This is a genomic window from Streptomyces sp. NPDC090088 (assembly GCF_044747345.1).
GTDB lineage: Bacteria > Actinomycetota > Actinomycetes > Streptomycetales > Streptomycetaceae > Streptomyces.
The window spans coordinates 359,299-372,253 of record NZ_JBIVDZ010000002.1; the positions used below are offsets into that span (position 1 = coordinate 359,299).

At 72.0% G+C, this 12,955-nt stretch carries 13 protein-coding genes; 11 read left to right on the forward strand and 2 right to left on the reverse strand.

Translation table 11 applies throughout. From position 1 onward, the window contains the following. The first annotated feature begins 18 nt into the window (after positions 1 to 18). The 3 genes from rplM to glmM all read left to right on the forward strand — a co-directional run bounded on the left by rplM (position 19) and on the right by glmM (position 2,571). On the forward strand, positions 19 to 462 hold the full coding sequence (gene rplM, locus ACIPSJ_RS10370; RefSeq protein WP_020941688.1) for a 50S ribosomal protein L13: 444 nt from the start codon (positions 19 to 21) through the stop codon (positions 460 to 462). A gap of 42 nt (positions 463 to 504) precedes the next feature. Continuing rightward, positions 505 to 1,032 carry a 30S ribosomal protein S9 gene (rpsI, locus tag ACIPSJ_RS10375; protein WP_359215039.1) on the forward strand — a complete coding sequence of 176 codons (528 nt, stop codon included), beginning with the start codon at positions 505 to 507 and terminating at the stop codon, positions 1,030 to 1,032. A 180-nt stretch (positions 1,033 to 1,212) separates the two neighbouring features. Beyond that, entirely contained in the window at positions 1,213 to 2,571 is a 1,359-nt protein-coding gene (gene glmM, locus ACIPSJ_RS10380) for a phosphoglucosamine mutase (protein ID WP_359215042.1), read from the forward strand. 94 nt (positions 2,572 to 2,665) lie between these two features. Here glmM and coaA read toward each other — a convergent pair whose 3' ends face one another. After that, on the reverse strand, positions 2,666 to 3,655 hold the full coding sequence (coaA, locus tag ACIPSJ_RS10385) for a type I pantothenate kinase (protein ID WP_359215048.1): 990 nt from the start codon (positions 3,653 to 3,655) through the stop codon (positions 2,666 to 2,668). Between the two features lie 169 nt (positions 3,656 to 3,824). Here coaA and glmS point away from each other — a divergent pair, with 169 nt between their 5' ends. The 8 genes from glmS to ACIPSJ_RS10425 all read left to right on the forward strand — a co-directional run bounded on the left by glmS (position 3,825) and on the right by ACIPSJ_RS10425 (position 12,148). Further along, positions 3,825 to 5,672, forward strand: a complete 1,848-nt coding sequence (gene glmS, locus ACIPSJ_RS10390) for a glutamine--fructose-6-phosphate transaminase (isomerizing) (RefSeq protein WP_359215051.1) — start codon at positions 3,825 to 3,827, stop codon at positions 5,670 to 5,672. A gap of 16 nt (positions 5,673 to 5,688) precedes the next feature. Beyond that, positions 5,689 to 6,060 carry a holo-ACP synthase gene (locus tag ACIPSJ_RS10395; RefSeq protein WP_359215055.1) on the forward strand — a complete coding sequence of 124 codons (372 nt, stop codon included), beginning with the start codon at positions 5,689 to 5,691 and terminating at the stop codon, positions 6,058 to 6,060. Between the two features lie 55 nt (positions 6,061 to 6,115). Then, positions 6,116 to 7,570, forward strand: a complete 1,455-nt coding sequence (locus ACIPSJ_RS10400) for an NAD(P)H-hydrate dehydratase (RefSeq protein ID WP_401345000.1) — start codon at positions 6,116 to 6,118, stop codon at positions 7,568 to 7,570. 314 nt (positions 7,571 to 7,884) lie between these two features. After that, a complete protein-coding gene (locus ACIPSJ_RS10405) occupies positions 7,885 to 8,736 on the forward strand; it encodes a L,D-transpeptidase family protein (protein WP_401345002.1) in 852 nt (283 codons plus the stop codon). Between the two features lie 71 nt (positions 8,737 to 8,807). After that, positions 8,808 to 10,004: an alanine racemase gene (alr, locus tag ACIPSJ_RS10410; RefSeq protein ID WP_401345004.1), complete on the forward strand. Its 1,197-nt coding sequence runs from the start codon at positions 8,808 to 8,810 to the stop codon at positions 10,002 to 10,004. Positions 10,005 to 10,124: 120 nt separating this feature from the next. Further along, positions 10,125 to 11,378 carry an alpha/beta hydrolase gene (locus tag ACIPSJ_RS10415; RefSeq protein ID WP_359215066.1) on the forward strand — a complete coding sequence of 418 codons (1,254 nt, stop codon included), beginning with the start codon at positions 10,125 to 10,127 and terminating at the stop codon, positions 11,376 to 11,378. Next, entirely contained in the window at positions 11,344 to 11,856 is a 513-nt protein-coding gene (gene tsaE / locus ACIPSJ_RS10420) for a tRNA (adenosine(37)-N6)-threonylcarbamoyltransferase complex ATPase subunit type 1 TsaE (RefSeq protein WP_359215069.1), read from the forward strand. Before ACIPSJ_RS10415 ends, tsaE begins: the two co-directional genes overlap by 35 nt. 130 nt (positions 11,857 to 11,986) lie before the next feature. Then, entirely contained in the window at positions 11,987 to 12,148 is a 162-nt protein-coding gene (locus tag ACIPSJ_RS10425; protein ID WP_355711254.1) for a hypothetical protein, read from the forward strand. A 179-nt stretch (positions 12,149 to 12,327) separates the two neighbouring features. Here the strand turns inward: ACIPSJ_RS10425 and ACIPSJ_RS10430 are convergent, their stop codons facing one another. Further along, positions 12,328 to 12,891 carry a hypothetical protein gene (locus ACIPSJ_RS10430; protein ID WP_401345007.1) on the reverse strand — a complete coding sequence of 188 codons (564 nt, stop codon included), beginning with the start codon at positions 12,889 to 12,891 and terminating at the stop codon, positions 12,328 to 12,330. Positions 12,892 to 12,955: the final 64 nt, after the last annotated feature.

The following is a 12,955-nucleotide window of genomic DNA, read 5'->3' on the forward strand; positions in this document are numbered from 1 at the left end:
GAAGAAGAAGGCTGCGAAGTGCGTACGTACAGCCCCAAGCCCGGCGATGTGACTCGCCAGTGGCATGTCATTGACGCTCAGGACGTCGTCCTGGGCCGTCTCGCCACCACCGCCGCGTCCCTTCTCCGCGGCAAGCACAAGCCGATCTACGCGCCCCACGTCGACACCGGTGACTTCGTCATCATCATCAACGCCGACAAGGTGCACCTCTCCGGCAACAAGCGGACCCAGAAGATGGCGTACCGCCACTCCGGCTACCCGGGTGGTCTGCGCTCCGTCCGCTACGACGAGCTGCTCGACAAGAACCCCGAGAAGGCCATCGAGAAGGCCGTCAAGGGCATGCTCCCCAAGAACACGCTGGGCCGTCAGATGCTCTCGAAGCTGAAGGTCTACAAGGGTGACGTGCACCCGCACGCTGCGCAGCAGCCGGTGCCGTTCGAGATCACCCAGGTCGCGCAGTAGTTCCGGCCACCCCCTAAGACAGAAAAGAATCTGAGGAGCATCGTGGCCGAGACCACTGTTGAGCAGCCGGTCGAAGAGACCGAGACCGAGCTCGTCGACATCGACAGCTACACCACCGAGTCCGAGGTCCCCGTCGAGGGCGAGTACACCTCGGAGTCGCTGGCGTCCCGCTTCGGCGACCCGCAGCCGGCCGCCGGCCTGGGCCGTCGCAAGAACGCCATCGCCCGCGTCCGGATCGTCCCGGGCACCGGCAAGTGGAAGATCAACGGTCGCACCCTCGAGGACTACTTCCCGAACAAGGTGCACCAGCAGGAAGTCAACGAGCCCTTCAAGGTGCTCGAGCTCGAAGGCCGTTACGACGTCATCGCCCGTATCGCCGGTGGCGGTGTCTCCGGCCAGGCCGGTGCGCTCCGTCTCGGTGTCGCCCGCGCGCTGAACGAGGCCGACGTCGACAACAACCGCGGCCCGCTGAAGAAGGCCGGCTTCCTCAAGCGCGACGACCGTGCGGTCGAGCGCAAGAAGGCCGGTCTGAAGAAGGCCCGCAAGGCCCCGCAGTACAGCAAGCGCTAATCACCAGCTGCCTGCACGTACTCCGAACGCCCCGGCGGCACGCCACATGTGCCGTCGGGGCGTTCGTTTATCCCAGCCAAGGGCGTATAACGACACAAGACGCTCAAAGGCTGGTGTGATCGCATGACCGGGCGCCTGTCATCATTTCCAGGCGGCAAGGACGCTTCCTCAGGAGGACAAGTGGGACGACTCTTCGGCACGGACGGCGTGCGCGGTGTCGCCAACGCGGACCTGACCGCCGAGATGGCGCTCGGCCTGTCCGTCGCGGCGGCGCACGTGCTGGCCGAGACGGGCACGTTCGAGGGCCACCGGCCTACGGCGGTCGTCGGACGGGATCCGCGTGCGTCCGGGGAGTTCCTGGAGGCGGCCGTGGTCGCCGGGCTGGCGAGCGCGGGCGTGGACGTCCTCACCGTCGGCGTGCTGCCGACCCCCGCCGTGGCCTTCCTCACCGGCGCGCTCGGCGCCGACCTCGGTGTCATGCTCTCCGCCAGCCACAACGCCATGCCCGACAACGGCATCAAGTTCCTCGCGCGCGGCGGGCACAAGCTCGACGACGAGCTGGAGGAGAAGATCGAGGGCGTCTACGAGTCCCACCGGCACGGCGAGCCCTGGGAGCGGCCCACCGGCGCGGGCGTCGGCCGGGTGCGGTCGTACGACGAGGGGGCCGAGCGGTACATCGCCCACCTGCTCGCCGTCCTGCCCAACCGGCTCGACGGCCTGAAGATCGTCCTGGACGAGGCGCACGGCGCGGCCGCGGGGGTCTCGCCGGAGGCGTTCCGCCGGGCGGGCGCGGAGATCATCACCATCGGCGCGGAGCCGGACGGGCTCAACATCAACGCGGGCTGCGGCTCGACCCACCTCGGCCCGCTGAAGGCCGCGGTCATCGAGCACGGGGCCGACTTCGGCATCGCGCACGACGGGGACGCGGACCGGTGCCTCGCCGTGGACCACGCCGGCGAGGAGGTCGACGGCGACCAGATCATGGCCGTCCTCGCCCTCGCCATGCGGGAGCGGGGCGCGCTGCGCGCCGACACCGTCGTCGCCACCGTCATGTCCAACCTCGGCTTCAAGCTGGCGCTGGAGCGGGCGGGGCTGCACCTGGTCCAGACCGCGGTCGGCGACCGGTACGTCCTGGAGGAGATGAAGGAGCACGGCTACGCCCTCGGCGGCGAGCAGTCCGGGCACGTCATCATCCTCGACCACGCGACGACCGGTGACGGCACGCTGACCGGGTTGCTGCTGGCGGCGCGGGTCGCGCAGACCGGGACGGCGCTGCGGGAGCTGGCGGGCGTGATGGAGCGGCTGCCGCAGGTGCTGATCAATGTGCCGGACGTCGACAGGTCGCGGGTGCGGACCTCGGCGGACCTCGCGGCCGCCGTCGCCGAGGCGGAGCGGGAGCTGGGGGAGACCGGGCGCGTACTGCTCCGTCCCTCGGGGACCGAGCCGTTGGTACGGGTGATGGTGGAGGCGGCGGACATCGAGCAGGCGCGGTCGGTGGCCGGGCGGCTGGCCGATGCGGTGAAGTCCGCGCTGGGATAGGGCCGTTGCGGGTTCGGGGTGCCGGGGAAGGTGCGTTGCGGGCTGACGGTTCGTCGTGGCTGGTCGCGCAGTTCCCCGCGCCCCTGAAAGGGCGCTACAGCTTGCGGAGTCGTAGGCGCTGGACCTTGTGGTCCGGGCCCTTGCGGAGGACCAGGGTGGCGCGGCCTCGGGTGGGGGCGATGTTCTCCACCAGGTTGGGCTTGTTGATGGTGCGCCAGAGGGTGCGGGCGTAGTCGACGGCCTCCTCCTCGGACACCTGGGTGTACTTCCTGAAGTACGAGTCGGGGTTCTGGAAGGCCGTCTGGCGCAGCTTCTTGAAGCGGTTGAGGTACCAGTTCTCGATGTCCTCGGCGCTCGCGTCGACGTACACGCTGAAGTCGAAGTAGTCCGCGAGGCCGACCCGGGTGCGGCCGTCGCTGCCGGGCAGGGCGGGCTGCAGGACGTTGAGGCCCTCGACGATCAGGATGTCCGGGCGGCGGACCGTGAGCTTGCGGTCCGGGACGATGTCGTAGATGAGGTGCGAGTAGACGGGGGCGGTGACCTCGTCCTTGCCGGCCTTGATGTCGGCGACGAAACGGGTCAGGGCCCGGCGGTCGTACGACTCGGGGAACCCCTTGCGGGACATCAGCCCGCGGGCCTGGAGCTCCTTGGTGGGGAGCAGGAAGCCGTCGGTGGTGACCAGCTCGACCCGGGGGTGCTCGGGCCAGCGGGAGAGCAGGGCCTGCAGGAGCCGGGAGACCGTGGACTTGCCGCAGGCCACCGAGCCCGCCACGCCTATCACGAACGGGGTGCCGGCCTGGGAGCCCTGCTCGCCCAGGAACGTGTTCAGGGCGCCTCTGAGGCCGTCGGTGGCACCGACGTAGAGATTCAGCAGCCGGGAGAGCGGGAGATAGACGTCCCGCACCTCGTCGAGGTCGATGACGTCGCCGAGGCCGCGCAGCTTCTCGACCTCCTCGGCGGTGAGCGGCAGCGGCGTCTTGTCGCGCAGCGCGCTCCACTCGTCACGGGTGAGGTCGACGTAGGGAGTCGCCTCCGGCCTGTGCCGGTGGGCGCTCCGGGAGATCGGGGAGACCGGAGAGATCACATTCCATTGTTAACGGAGTTTGAACGGAACGGCGGGTGGGGTCGGTCACGGTCGCCCGCGCGGGAGAGCGGACGGACGGTGGCCGGAAGGCGCGTACGGCGGCGGGAATTTCCGATTTCGGGCACGCGGTGCCTCTTTCCGTGGCGGTCTCGCACTTAGGCTGCCGCTCATGTGTGGAATCGTGGGATACGTGGGGGCGCAGTCGGCGCTCGATGTGGTCGTCTCCGGGCTGAAGCGGCTGGAGTACCGGGGGTACGACTCGGCCGGTGTCGCCGTGCTCGCGGACGGCGGGCTGGCCTCGGCGAAGAAGGCCGGGAAGCTGGTCAACCTGGAGAAGGAGCTGCTGGAGCGGCCGCTGCCGACCGGGTCCACCGGTCTCGGGCACACCCGCTGGGCCACCCACGGCGGGCCGACGGACGCCAACGCGCATCCGCACCTCGACAACGCGGGCCGGGTCGCCGTCGTCCACAACGGGATCATCGAGAACTTCGCCGCGCTGCGGGCCGAACTGGCCGAGCGGGGCCATGACCTGGCCTCGGAGACGGACACCGAGGTGGTCGCGCACCTGCTCGCCGAGGAGTTCTCCGGCGCCGCCGATCTCGCGGAGGCGATGCGCCTGGTGTGTCGCCGTCTCGAAGGCGCGTTCACCCTGGTCGCGGTGCACGCCGACGCTCCGGACGTGGTCGTGGGCGCGCGCCGCAACTCCCCGCTGGTGGTGGGCGTCGGCGAGGGCGAGGCCTTCCTCGCCTCGGACGTCGCCGCGTTCATCGCCCACACGCGCTCCGCGATCGAGCTGGGCCAGGACCAGGTGGTGGAGCTGCGCCGGGACGGCGTGACGGTCACGGGCTTCGACGGCGCCCCGGCCGAGGTCCGCTCGTACCACGTGGACTGGGACGCGTCGGCGGCGGAGAAGGGGGGCTACGACTACTTCATGCTCAAGGAGATCGCCGAGCAGCCCAAGGCGGTCGCCGACACCCTCCTGGGCCGCATCGACGCCAACGGCTCGCTGACCCTGGACGAGGTCCGGATCGGCGCCGCCGAGCTGCGCGAGATCGACAAGGTCGTCATCGTCGCCTGCGGTACGGCCTTCCACGCGGGCCTGATCGCCAAGTACGCCATCGAGCACTGGACGCGCATCCCGTGCGAGGTGGAGCTGGCCAGCGAGTTCCGCTACCGGGACCCGATCCTGGACTCGCGCTCGCTCGTCATCGCCATCTCGCAGTCCGGCGAGACCATGGACACGCTGATGGCGCTGCGGCACGCGCGGGAACAGGGCTCGAAGGTGCTCGCCATCTGCAACACCAACGGCTCGACGATCCCCCGCGAGTCGGACGCGGTGCTCTACACCCACGCCGGACCGGAGGTCGCGGTCGCCTCCACCAAGGCGTTCCTCACCCAGTTGGTCGCCTGCTACCTGGTGGCCCTCTACCTCGGCCAGGTGCGGGGCACCAAGTGGGGCGACGAGATCGGCGCGGTGATCCGGGACCTCTCGCAGATCTCCGGCGAGGTCGAGCGGGTCCTGGAGACCATGGAGCCGGTACGGGCGCTGGCGCGCACCCTGGCCGACAAGAAGACGGTGCTGTTCCTCGGCCGGCACGTCGGCTACCCGGTCGCCCTCGAAGGCGCCCTGAAGCTCAAGGAACTGGCGTACATGCACGCCGAGGGCTTCGCGGCGGGCGAGCTGAAGCACGGGCCGATCGCGCTGATCGAGGAGGACCTGCCGGTGGTGGTCGTCGTCCCGTCCCCGCGCGGCCGGTCCGTCCTGCACGACAAGATCGTCTCCAACATCCAGGAGATCCGGGCCCGGGGTGCCCGCACCATCGTGATCGCGGAGGAGGGCGACGAGGCGGTCGTCCCCTACGCCGACCACCTGATCCGCATCCCGGCCACCCCGACCCTGCTGCAGCCGCTGGTCGCCACGGTCCCGCTGCAGGTCTTCGCCTGCGAACTGGCCACCGCCCGGGGCAACGAGGTGGACCAGCCGCGCAACCTGGCGAAGTCGGTCACCGTGGAGTGACCTTAGGGTGCTGACCATGAGCATCATCGGGGTCGGTATCGACGTCGCCGAGATCGACCGGTTCCGGGAGTCGCTGGAGCGGACTCCCGGGCTGGCCGGGCGGCTCTTCGTCGAACGGGAGTTGTTCCTGCCGAGCGGGGAGCGGCGCGGCCACGCCTCGCTCGCCGCGCGGTTCGCGGCCAAGGAGGCCCTGGCCAAGGCGCTGGGCGCGCCGCCCGGGCTGCTCTGGACGGACGCGGAGGTCGTCGTCGAGGACAACGGGCGGCCACGGCTGCGGGTGAAGGGCAGCGTGGCCGCGTGCGCGGCGCAACTCGGGGTCCGGTCGTGGCATGTGTCGCTCAGTCATGACGCCGGAGTCGCCTCGGCGGTGGTGATCGCGGAGGGGTGACCCGAGGGGCCGTCGGCGGATGCGCGGGCCGCCGGTTCCGGGGGAGACTCGGGGCATGCGGACTGCTTACAGCGTGGAGACGGTACGGGCGGCCGAGCGGGAGCTGATGGCACGGCTGCCGGAAGGGGCGCTGATGCAGCGGGCCGTCGCCGGGCTGGCCGCCGCCTGCGCCGATCTGCTCGGACGGGTGTACGGCAGCCGGGTGGTGCTGCTGGTCGGCAGCGGGGACAACGGCGGCGACGCGCTGTACGCCGGGGCGCGGCTGGCGCGCCGGGGCGCCGGGGTCACGGCGGTGCTGCTCGCGCCGGAGCGCACGCACGAGGGCGGCCTCGCGGCGCTGCGCCGGGCCGGTGGGACCGCCGTACTGCCGGGCGCCGCCGAGGAGTTGATCCTGCGGGCCGATCTCGTCGTCGACGGCATCGTGGGGATCGGCGGGAAGGGCGGGCTGCGGCCCGAGGCGGCCGCGCTGGCGGCGGTCGTGGCGCGGTCGCGGGCGGCCGTCGTCGCCGTGGACCTGCCGAGCGGGGTGGAGGCGGACAGCGGTGAGGTGCGGGGGGCGGCCGTACGGGCGGACCTGACCGTCACCTTCGGGACGCACAAGCCGGGACTGCTGATCGATCCGGCGCGGGAGTACGCCGGTTCGGTGCGGCTGGTCGACATCGGGCTCGAACTGCCCGAGGCGGCCGAGCTGGAGGCCTTGCAGGACGTGGACGTGGCCCGGCTGCTGCCGTCGCCGTCGGCGGAGAGCGACAAGTACCGGCGGGGAGTGGTCGGGATCGCGGCCGGCTCGGCGCGCTATCCGGGCGCCGCCGTGCTCGCCGTCGCGGGCGCGCTGCGGGGCGGGGCCGGGGCCGTACGGTACGTCGGGCCCGCCGGGGACGAGGTGCTGGCCCGCTTCCCCGAGACGCTGGTGTCGGACGGAGGGCCGCGCAAGGCGGGGCGGGTGCAGGCGTGGGTGGTCGGGCCCGGGGCCGGGGACGACGCGGAGGCCGTCGCCGGGGTGCTGGAGCAGGACGTGCCGGTACTGGTCGACGCGGACGGGCTGCGGCTGGCCGACCGGGACGTGGTGCGGGCGCGGACGGCGCCCACGCTGATGACGCCGCACGCCGGGGAGGCCGCCGCGCTGCTGGGGGTACGACGGCAGGAGGTCGAGGCCGGCCGGCTCGCGGCGGTGCGGGAGCTGGCGGCGGCCTATCGGGCGACCGTGCTGCTGAAGGGGTCGACGACGCTGGTGGCGGCGCCGGAGGGTGGGGCGGTGGCCGTCCGGGTGAACGCGACGGGGACGCCGTGGCTGGCCACCGCCGGGAGCGGGGACGTGCTGTCGGGGCTGGCGGGGTCGCTGCTGGCGTCCGGGTTGGACGGGCGGGACGCGGGGAGTGTGGCCGCGTATCTCCACGGGCTCGCGGGGCGGTTCGCGGCGGAGGGGGCACCGACGGTTGCCCACGAGGTCGCTTCGCAGCTGGGGGCGGCTTGGCGAGGAGTCTTCCCACCCACTCACCCGACTCGGTAAGTCGAGACCGCACCGGCACGCGGCTGCGCCGCGAATTCGTTTCCGCCGCGGCGGCGCTCGGCCACGACGGTGGATTTCGGCGGTGCCGGACGGCTGGTGGGCACCTGCGGGTGAGTGGGGGCTGGGCGCGCAGTTCCCCGCGCCCCTTGCGGGGCGCTCCACTTGGGTCGGTCGTGCATCCCTCGGGTGACCTCGCCGCGCGGCTCCCCGGGATTGGGGGGTGGTGGGGGTTGTCTGATCGCATGATTAGTGGACGAATCGTGCGTGGGCGGTGTGGTGTTGTGCGCGGGGTCGCGGGGAGCCTTGTCGCCGCTGTGACTGTTGTCTCTGTCGGTGCCGGGAGTGTCGCCGCCGACGATGGTGCTCCCGAACCCTCCGCCGCCGTGGCCGAGTCGGACCTGGTGCCGGGGGTCGCGCCGGGGCCCGGGCAGCCGTGGCAGGTCGACACGCCGGACCAGAGGCTGGCGCCGAAGGTGTACACGCCGACCGCCGAGGAGGACGCGGTCGAGCCGAAGGCGGCGGCGCCGGGGACGTACGACCTGATCGAGTACGTGCCGCTCAGCGACGCCGTCTCCAAGGTGAGCTGCTCCAAGCTGACCGGGCCGTACCAGAAGCAGATCGAGCAGTGGCTGAAGCTGAAGGCGGACGGGAAGCAGTCCACCGCCGACTGCAAGGCCATCCAGAAGTTCCAGAAGCAGTACAAGATCAAGCCCGCCATCGGGTTCGCCGGGCCGGTGACCTGGTACCAGATGATGCTGCTGTCGGCGAAGAAGGATCCGAACGCCAAGAAGAACTGCCCGGTGAAGTCGTACCGGGTCGCCTGTGTCGACCTCAACCGGCAGGTCACGTGGGTGCAGAAGGGCAGCAAGGTGATCTACGGGCCCGTGCAGATGCGGAGCGGGCGCAAGGGGTACGCGACCCGGGCCGGGTGGCACTCCGTCTACTGGCGGCACAAGAACCACTGGTCGACGCTGTACAACTCGCCCATGCCGTACGCCCAGTTCTTCGACGGCGGGCAGGCCTTCCACGCCGTCTACGGCTCGATCTACACCACCGTCGGCTCCTGGGGCTGCGTGAACCTCAAGCTCGGCGACGCCAAGAAGCTGTGGAGCGTGCTGAAGAAGGGCGACAAGGTGTACGTGTGGGGGCACCGGACGGGTACCTGAGTCCTGTCCGGTGCCGGTAGCGGGGCCTGTGCCCGAGGGCTGTGCGAGGCCTCTGAGACACTGGGGGCGCGATGACTGAGACAGCGACTGCACCGACCGCGCCCCGACGCGCCCGCGCCGAGATCGATCTGGCCGCTCTGCGGGCCAACGTGCGGACCCTGCGTGCCCTCGCGCCGGGCGCGGCCCTGATGGCCGTGGTGAAGTCCGACGCGTACGGCCACGGGGCACTCCGGTGTGCCCGCGCGGCCGTCGAGGCGGGCGCGAGCTGGCTCGGCACGGCCACCCCGGAGGAGGCCCTGGCGCTGCACGCGGACCCCGGGCTGCCCGCGGACGTGCGGATCATGTGCTGGCTGTGGACCCCGGGCGGGCCGTGGCGGGAGGCGATCGAGGCAGGCCTCGACGTGTCGCTGAGCGGCATGTGGGCCCTGCGTGAGGTGGTCGCGGCGGCCCGGGAAGCCGGTCGTCCCGCGCGCGTGCAGCTCAAGGCCGACACTGGGCTCGGGCGCAACGGCTGCCAGCCCGCCGACTGGCCCGAGCTGGTCGCCGAGGCGCTGCGCGCCGAGGCCGAGGGGCTGGTCCGGATCACCGGGCTCTGGTCCCACTTCGCCTGCGCCGACGAGCCCGGCCACCCCTCCATCGCCGCCCAGCTCACCCTCTTCCGCGAGATGCTCGCGCACGCCGAGGGGCAGGGCGTGCGCCCCGAGGTGCGGCACATCGCCAACTCGCCGGCCACCCTCACCCTCCCCGAGTCCCACTTCGACCTGGTCCGCACCGGCATCGCGCTGTACGGCGTCTCGCCCAGCCCCGAGCTGGGCAGCGCGGCCGACTTCGGCCTGCGCCCGGTGATGACCCTGTCCGCCTCCCTCGCCCTGGTGAAGCACGTACCGGGCGGGCACGGCGTGAGCTACGGGCACCACTACGTCACGCCCGGCGAGACCACCCTCGGGCTCGTCCCCGTCGGCTACGCGGACGGCATCCCGCGCCACGCCTCCGGCACCGGACCGGTGCTGGTCGGCGGCAAATGGCGGACGGCCGCCGGACGCATCGCCATGGACCAGTTCGTCGTCGACCTCGGCGGCGACGAGCCCGAAGTCGGCTCCGAGGCCGTGCTGTTCGGCCCGGGCGACCGGGGCGAGCCCACCGCCGAGGACTGGGCCCAGGCCGCGGGCACGATCGCGTACGAAATCGTCACGCGCATCGGAACCCGGGTTCCCCGCGTCTATGTGAACGACGAACCGAGTGGGCAGGAACCAGGGGACGGCGACTGACCTCCGGGGTTCGTCAGCGGCACAACCCGGTTACACCTGTAGCAGCAGCATCAGTCACCTCGTCGGCATCACCCGTGTCACCGAACCGGCGAACTGCAGTACGGCGAAGAGGAGCGGTACGTGAGCGAGAGCAGTGCGGAGGCCGTAGCCGACGCCGCGGCGGCCGTCGCCTCCGCCACGGGGGTGGACGGGAGCTGGCGCAAGGTGACCGGTATCGCCGGCGCCGCCATAGGGGTGCTCGCGGCCGGGGCGGCCGCGGGCGTCGCCGTGGAGCGGATGACCGTCGGCCGCGGAATGCGCCGCAAGGCCCGGCTGGCCCTGGACTCGGCGGGCCCCTACGGCACCCTGCGCGGCAACCCCGGCAAGGCGCGGGCCGACGACGGCACCGAGCTGTACTACGAGGTCGACGAGGTGGAACCCGACCTCGGCCCGGCCGTCTCACCGCGCCGCCGCCGGCTCTTCGGCCGCAAGGCGCCCGCGCCCGTCACCGTCGTCTTCAGCCACGGCTACTGCCTCAACCAGGACTCCTGGCACTTCCAGCGCGCGGCCCTGCGCGGGGTCGTCCGCACCGTGCACTGGGACCAGCGCAGCCACGGCCGCTCCGCGCGGGGCGTCGCCCAGCACGAGGACGGGGTGCCGGTCACCATCGACCAGCTGGGCCGGGACCTGAAGGCCGTCCTCGACGCGGCCGTCCCCGAGGGGCCGATCGTCCTGGTCGGGCACTCGATGGGCGGCATGACCGTGATGGCGCTGGCCGCGCAGTACCCCGAGCTGGTGCGGGAACGGGTGGTGGCGACCGCGTTCGTCGGCACCTCGTCGGGGCGGCTCGGCGAGGTGAACTTCGGGCTGCCGATCGCCGGCGTCAACGCGGTGCGCCGGGTGCTGCCCGGAGTGCTGAAGGCGCTCGGCACGCAGGCCGCGCTGGTGGAGAAGGGACGCCGGGTGACCGCCGATCTCTTCGCCGGGATCATCAAGCGGTACTCGTTCGCCTCCAAGGACGTCGACCCGGCCGTCGAGCGGTTCGCCGAGCGGATGATCGAGTCCACCCCGATCGACGTGGTCGCCGAGTTCTACCCGGCCTTCGTCGACCACGACAAGACCGCCGCGCTCGCCTACTTCCAGGATCTGCCGGTGCTGGTGCTGGCCGGGGTGCAGGACCTGGTCACGCCCAGCGAGCACAGCGAGGTCATCGCCGACCTGCTGCCCGACGCGGAGCTGGTGCTGGTCCCGGACGCCGGGCACCTGGTCATGCTGGAGCACCCGGAAGTGGTCACCGACCGCCTCGCCGACCTGCTCACCCGCGCGGGTGCCGTGCCGGCAGGGGCTACGGTAAGTGGCTATGGAAGCACCAGCAGCACGGCACAGCCGGGCTGAGACCGAGTTGACCGTCGGTTCCCCCGGGCAGATGGGGGAACTGGGCCGCAGACTGGCCAAGTTGCTGCGCGCCGGTGACCTCGTGATGCTCAGCGGCGAGCTCGGCGCCGGGAAGACCACGCTGACCCGCGGACTGGGCGAGGGGCTCGGTGTGCGGGGCGCCGTCACCTCGCCCACGTTCGTCATCGCCCGCGTCCACCCCTCCCTCGGGGGCGGGCCGCCGCTCGTCCACGTCGACGCGTACCGCCTGGGCGGCGGGCTCGACGAGATGGAGGACCTGGACCTCGACGTCTCGCTGCCCGAGTCCGTGATCGTCGTGGAGTGGGGCGAGGGCAAGGTCGAGGAGCTGACCGACGACCGGCTGATGGTCCGGATCCACCGGGCGGTCGGCGACACCGCCGACGAGGTACGGCACGTCACCCTGGCGGGGCTGGGGGAGCGGTGGGCGGGGGTGGACCTGGGGGTGCTGTCGGCCTGAGGACCGTGTGAACGTTCCGACAAGGCGTCGGCAAGATATTGCGCCGGACGTATCGGGCGTGGTCACATGGTACCCAGTCCGTAGTTAGGTCTACCTAACTACGCCCGCCCCCGCACCTCAGGAGGCGCCCGTGTCCGTGTCCCAGTCCGAGGAGCGGCGACCGGTCGCGGTCGCCGGAGTGTCCATGCGCGAGCTGCTGGCGTCGTGCGCGGCCGCCGACGCGGTGTCCCGGCCGCCGAGAGCGCCGGAGCCGGTGGCGTCGCCGGTGGAGCAGGACCGCAAGGCTGCCTAGGCGGGTTCGGCCGGTGGGTCCGTGCGGGTGCGTCGTGGCTGGTCGCGCCCGCGCGGCGGTAGCCGCAAGTCAGAAACAGCCCCGCGCCCCCAAGCGGCGGCTGCGCCGCCGACTGGTCGCGCCCGCGCGGCGGTAGCCGCAAGTCAGAAACAGCCCGGCGCCCCTTCGGGGCACTGGACTCAGCGGATCACTAGGACCTTCACGCCGATCGTGGCGAATTTCCACATGGCGTCGCCGTCGGGGCGGGTCTCGCGGATGCCGCCGGTTTTCACGGTGGGGTCGGGGGTCGCGCCGGCGCTCATGGGGGTGAGGGCGCTGAAGCCGATGGCTGAGCCGTCCTTGGTGGTGGTGAAGCGGACGACGTGCTCGATGGGGAGGCCGTCGGTGCCGGTGACCGCCTTCGAGCGGGAGGTGACCCAGTAGGCGCCCGGGGCGGGATCGATGGTGCCGGGGGTGACCTTGAAGGTGCGGGTGACGCGGCCCCGCTCGTCGACGAGCCAGACCCGGTCGTCGTCCACCGAGTACACCACGCGTTCACCCGTTCCGGATCCGTTCGGAAGGGCGGCGGGGTGCCGGTGGTCGCGGGGTGCCTTGGAGGCCGGCGCACCGGGCGCCGGGCTCACCGCCGGACGGCCGCCGATACCGGGCGGGACGGTGGCCGAGGCCTGGTAGGCGAGCAGGCCGACCGCCCCGACGGCCGCCGCGGTGAGGCCGGCCACGACTCCCGAGCTGGTCCCTGCCACGTGCGCCACCCCTGCCTCGCCGTAGAGCCTTGCCGTATATGTCGTACTTCGTACAGACCGTAGC